A 6,112-nucleotide genomic window follows, 5' to 3' on the forward strand; every position below is an offset into this window, starting at 1 on the left:
TTGGCAACCAAAAAATATGTCTATGCTTTTTCGGAAGGAAAAGCAGAAATGAAAGGCCTTTTAGGCGGTAAAGGCGCCAACCTAGCGGAAATGACCAATATCGGCCTTCCGGTACCCCCTGGATTTACCATCAGCACGGAGGCTTGTAAAGAGTTTTACAATGCCGGACGTAAATTCCCCGAAGGACTTGAGCAGGAAATAGAAGCAAAAGTAGCCTGGTTAGAGCAAACACTTAATAAAAAATTCAACGACCTGAGCGGTCCCCTTTTAGTATCTGTGCGTTCTGGCGCAGTTGTTTCCATGCCTGGTATGATGGACACGGTATTAAATCTAGGTCTTAATGATCAAACCGTCACTGCCTTGGCTGACAGCAGCGGCAATGCACGTTGGGCGTACGATTGCTATCGTCGCTTTATTCAAATGTTTGGTAATGTGGTTCTGGACCTTGAACATCATAAATTCGAAGCCGTTTTGGAAGATCAGAAACACAAGAGAAATGTTGAATTTGACAATCAGTTAACTTCTGAGGATTGGCAAGAAGTTATTGAAAAATATAAATACATCGTTCGCAAAGAAACAGGCAGTGACTTCCCGCAGGATCCCAAGGAGCAGCTTTATAAGGCCATTTATGCAGTTTTTGATTCCTGGGAGAATGATCGTGCCATCGTCTATCGTAAGGTGCATAGGATTTCCGATGATCTGGGCACCGCTGTTAACGTGCAGGCAATGGTCTTTGGTAACATGGGGGATGATTGCGGTACGGGTGTAGCCTTTACCCGTAACCCCTCCACCGGCGAGAAACTGCTTTATGGTGAGTATCTGACCAATGCCCAGGGTGAAGATGTGGTGGCTGGTATCCGTACTCCCCAGCCTATTGCCAAACTGGCTGAGGAAATGCCCGATGTTTACCAGCAGTTTGCCCAAACCTGCACCCTTTTGGAAAACCATTACAAAGACATGCAAGACATCGAGTTTACCATTGAACGCAATAAATTATGGATGCTGCAGACCCGTAACGGTAAGCGTACCGCTCAGGCTGCCATTCGGATTGCCGTGGAAATGGTTAGTGAAGGCGTCCTTACGAAGGAAACGGCCATCAATCGGGTTGATCCCAATCAACTCAATCAATTGCTGCACCGCCGTATTGATCCTACTGCCAAACTAGAAGTAGTGGCCAAAGGTTTACCTGCTTCCCCTGGTTCTGCATCTGGAGAAGTGTGCTTTGATGCTGACCTAGCGGAAAAATTACATGAACAGGGGCATAAGGTGATCTTAGTTGGTACCGAAACCACACCAGACGATATCCATGGCATGGTAGCAGCCCAGGGTATTTTAACCTCCCGGGGTGGTATGACCAGCCACGCTGCCGTGGTGGCCCGTGGTATGGGTAAACCCTGCGTCTGTGGTTGTGAGGCCATTCGCATTGACCATGAAAATAAACAATTTATGGTAGGTAAAATTAAAGTTAAAGATGGTGACATCGTATCCATTGATGGTTCCACCGGTGAAGTGATTCTGGGTGAAGTACCCATGATCGAGCCGGAACTTTCCAACGAATTCCAACTATTATTACAGTGGGCCGATGAACTTCGCACCATGGGAGTAAGGGCCAATGCTGATACGCCAGAGGATGCTGCCAAGGCTCGGGAATTTGGTGCCGAGGGTATTGGCTTGACCCGTACCGAGCATATGTTTATGGCTTTGGATCGTTTACCCATCGTACAAGAAATGATCTTGGCCAATGATATCGAGGAAAGGGCAGAGGCACTGGCTAAATTACTGCCCATGCAAGAAGAAGATTTCTACGGCATTCTCAAGGCCATGGACGGACTGCCTGTATGTATCCGCCTATTGGACCCCCCCTTACACGAGTTCCTGCCCAATGCCGAAGAACTGGCTGTGGAAATTAACACCTTGAAGTTAACCAATGGGGACCCAGCTAAGTTAAGCTATAACGAAGAGTTAATGCGCAAGGTACGCTCCTTATCCGAATTCAACCCCATGCTGGGTCACCGGGGCTGCCGCCTTGGCGTTACCTGGCCGGAAGTATATGCTATGCAAGCCAGAGCCATCTTCCAAGCCACTGCCCGCCTAGTGCAGGAAGGCTACAAGATTGAGACGGAAGTGGAAATTCCCTTAGTTATCGAAGTTAAGGAATTGGCTTATCTACGTCAATTAGTAATCGATATTGCGGATCAAGTTAAGCAAGAAACGGGTGTGGATTTCCATTATACCGTAGGCACCATGATTGAAATTCCCCGGGCGTGTTTACTGGCCGATGAGATTGCTACCGAGGCAGAATTCTTCTCCTTTGGTACCAATGACCTGACCCAAACCACCCTGGGCTTCTCCCGGGATGATGCCGAAGGCAAATTCATGCAGCCCTACATTGAGAAGAAAATCCTTGCCGAAAACCCCTTCATTGTCCTAGACCGTAAGGGTGTTGGCAAACTCATGCAGTGGACCGTAGACAATGCCCGCCGGGTAAAACCTGACCTGCTCATCGGTATCTGCGGCGAGCACGGCGGTGAACCCAGCTCCGTAGAATTCTGCCACATGATTGGCCTCAACTACGTTAGCTGCTCCCCCTACCGTGTACCTATCGCACGTTTAGCTGCCGCCCAGGCCGCGGTTAACAACAAAGACCAATCGAAGTAAAGGTTAGAATAGTAAGCGTGTAGTCCCAAAGGGTATTGTCCTTTAGTGATGCTAAAGGACAATACCCTGTTTTTTTATTTGTTAAAATACTCATGAGAGTGATAATAGGTTTTAGCCACTGTCCAGGCAGTTTTAAGAGTTAGACGTTAAATGATTATTGTATAGACGGATGTGATAACATGACAGGGCTAGACCCTATCCTAGAAACGGGTAGGGTCTTTGTTTTGGCATAAAGCGATATTATTAAAAAAAAATATATAATGAGAGGTGCTTTTCTTAAAAATATATAGTGGTAATTAAGTTGCCAAGTTACACATTGACATCTATCTATATTCAGGAATATAATATACATAGATAACCATCTATATGATTGCTTTACGAAAGAAGGTGCTAAGGTGGAAAGTAAATACAGGGATTATGCTTTGTTTATGAAAGCTCTCTCAGATGAAACAAGGGTTAAGATATTTCATATGCTTTCTCAGGGTGAGCTTTGTGCTTGTAATATTTTAGATGAATTTAACATTACACAGTCGACTCTTTCATACCACATGAAAATTTTAAGTGAAAGTGGCCTTGTGAATAGTAGGCGTGATGGAATTTGGATGAAATATACTATTAATAAGGATAACCTTAAAATACTAAATGAATTTTTAAATGATGTTGCCGTAAATCTAGAAAACCCAAATAAATGCTTTGAATGCCCTGAAAAATGTTAGAAGATGATCTTTTTAATTACTTAATAATTCAAGATACTAATGGGATTGGGTGCTCGAGGGTCCAACCGGTAAGAGTGATAATGAATTTGAAGTTATTATCACAGAAATGAAAAGAGGATTAAAGAGCTTAGAAAGCGGAACCGGACTCAGTCCTTTGTTAAATAATTTAAGGAGTGGTGTCTATGGGTGATATAAATAAAACTGATATTAGAAATATTGTTCGTAAAAGTTATGGTAAAATAGCTGACGGCAAGGTAAACAGTGGAGGATGCTGTAGCGGTAGTATTAAAATAAAAGATTCTACCAAAAAAGTATCAAAAGAAATTGGGTATTCGGATGAAGAAATGTTAAATGTACCAGAAGGCGCTAACATGGGGTTAGGTTGTGGAAATCCTCAACTGATTGCAGAGATAAAAGAAGGTGAAACAGTAATTGACCTTGGGAGCGGAGGCGGATTTGATTGTTTCTTGGCATCAAAAAAGGTAGGTCCCAAGGGATATGTAATTGGAGTAGATATGACGCCTGAAATGGTGAGTAAATCAAGGATTTTATCAAAGAAACATAAATATACGAATGTAGATTTCAGATTAGGTGAAATTGAAAATCTTCCGGTAGCTGATAACACAGCAGATGTAATTATCTCAAATTGTGTAATAAACTTGTCCCCCAAAAAACAAAGGGTATATCATGAGGCATACAGGGTATTGCTAAAAGGTGGTAGAGTTGCTATTTCTGATGTAGTCCTAATTAAAGACCTGACAGAAGAAATGAAGCAAGATGAAAAACTTTATTGTGGTTGAGTTGCTGGCGCCTCTTCAGTTGAAGAGCTAAAAATATATTTAGAGAGAGCTGGATTTAGTAATATCAATATTGAAACTAAAGAAGTACCGAAGGAATATGCTAAAAAATGGGCACATAATTTAAGCGTTGGTGAATATATTATGTCTGCTTCAATAAAGGCAACTAAATTGTTGTAATTTACTATAAAAACTAACATAGAACTAAATTTCCGATGAGATGTTTAGTTCTATTTATTAAAAATACCTGCATTTATAAAGCTGGATAGAGTAACAATAAAATTTATAATTTGTATAAAGTGTTCCATAATGTGAAAAAACGGCGCTTGGTCTATTATGATAGCAGCCGCCAGGCTGTGATAAACAAATCGGGAGATTTGGGTCAGAAGTAGGAAGGCATTGCGTACCAAAGGTTTGTGGCATAATGTAAAAATAAAGTAAGGGTATTATCTCTTGATAATTTGAGGGATCATACCTTTTTTATTTGGTTATTTGCATTTTGAAACAAAAAACGGGTAAAAACAGGGTGTTTTAGAAAGAAAAAGCATATAGTCCTCCCGGAAAAATATTTTCAATTGGATATTGACTTAAACTTAACTTTAAGTCGCATAGTTAATATAAACTTGAGTCTCGGTTTTATCATGCAAAAATACAGAAGCAATCAGGAGGAATATGCTATGAGCTTTCAAATGTATGCACAGACACGCATTCTGTTCGGTGACGGTCAACTGGAAGCAGGCCATGCCCGGTAAAAGGCCCTGCTTGTAATTTCAGGTGGAAAGTCCACGAAAGAAAATGGCGTATTGTCCTCAAATGTTTTTAACGGACAATACCCTTTTTATATTTGTTGCCAAAAACGGTTGTAAGGCTATATAAATTTAAAAAATTGACGCCATAAATGCCGAGACTATGACTGGTTGTTGTAGGTTTGCATAACAACCTTATTGAATTGACACGAAGAGAAAGACAAGTTATAATTTGATTGAACGATCAATCAATAAATTGAATATACGTTCAGCGAAATCTATAAACTGTTGTTATTAAGAGAAGGTGGTTTTTTGCATGGAGGATAAACAATCGTTTATAACCGAAGCGAGAAGGGAGCAAATAATAAAGGCAGCTATTGAGGTTTTAAAGGAGATTGGATATGTAAATACAAGCTTAGCTAAAATTGCCGGTAAGGCTAATATCAGCACAGGACTTATCTCCTATCATTTCTCCGGTAAAGAAGATTTGATGAATAATACCTTAATGTTTTTGGTAGAGCAAGAGTGGCTTTTTGTTAATAAACGAGTTGCCCTAAAAAGTAAATGGACAGATAAATTGATCGCATTTATTGAAGCAAGTTTAGCTTACCAGCTTTTAAATCGAGCAAACAGTATTGCTTTAATTGAAATTGTTTTTAACGCCCGAACATCGGATCAAGTCCCATATTATTTGTTAGAAGACGATAAAGAAGATTTAAAAGCCAGTTTATTAAAAGAAATACTGTTTAAAGGACAAGAAGCAAAAGAGTTCGGAGATTTTAATCCGCAAGTAGTTTCAACTATTGTTCAAGGGGCGATATCGGAGACGATGTTATCCCCGCAAAATAAGTTTAATAATGAAGAATATGGTTTAGAACTGATAAAGGGTGTATTAAAAATTGTTAAATGATTTTAGTAAGAGGCACCAAAAGGAAAGTGTTTATGAGAGAAACATCCGTTATCATGGTGTCTGCCGTTATTGGAACCAGCTAAAAGGTGTTGATCATGGGAAATGAACAGAACAATAAAAAGGTAAATGGTGGTGTAACCAGGTTGTTGCGGAGGTTAAGCCCAGCGGTGATATGTCAAGAAGGTGATTCTAGAAAATTGGAAATTAATTTAACAAAAGTACACCTTTTACCTAAAAAAGGGTATAAGAAATAAGCCCACCAATTAAGCAAAGAAAATATTCCTT

The 6,112-nt window shown here is 40.4% G+C and carries 4 protein-coding genes; all 4 read left to right on the plus strand.

Features of this window, described 5'->3' with window-relative positions:
• Positions 1-2,658, plus strand: a complete 2,658-nt coding sequence (ppdK, locus tag V6C11_RS02330; protein ID WP_333529470.1) for a pyruvate, phosphate dikinase — start codon at positions 1-3, stop codon at positions 2,656-2,658.
• Between the two features lie 395 nt (positions 2,659-3,053).
• A complete protein-coding gene (locus V6C11_RS02335; RefSeq protein WP_333529471.1) occupies positions 3,054-3,374 on the plus strand; it encodes an ArsR/SmtB family transcription factor in 321 nt (106 codons plus the stop codon).
• A 182-nt stretch (positions 3,375-3,556) separates the two neighbouring features.
• Positions 3,557-4,351 (plus strand): arsenite methyltransferase, encoded by a 795-nt coding sequence (gene arsM, locus V6C11_RS02340; RefSeq protein ID WP_333529472.1) that lies wholly within the window; start codon positions 3,557-3,559, stop codon positions 4,349-4,351.
• Positions 4,352-5,233: 882 nt separating this feature from the next.
• The gene (locus V6C11_RS02345; RefSeq protein WP_333529473.1) at positions 5,234-5,827 is read left to right on the plus strand and encodes a TetR/AcrR family transcriptional regulator; all 594 of its coding nucleotides are present in this window, start codon (positions 5,234-5,236) and stop codon (positions 5,825-5,827) included.
• Positions 5,828-6,112: the final 285 nt, after the last annotated feature.

Origin of the sequence: Desulfotomaculum sp. 1211_IL3151, from assembly GCF_036763075.1 — a bacterium.
In the GTDB taxonomy this organism is placed as follows: Bacteria; Bacillota; Desulfotomaculia; order Desulfotomaculales; family Desulfotomaculaceae; genus Desulfotomaculum.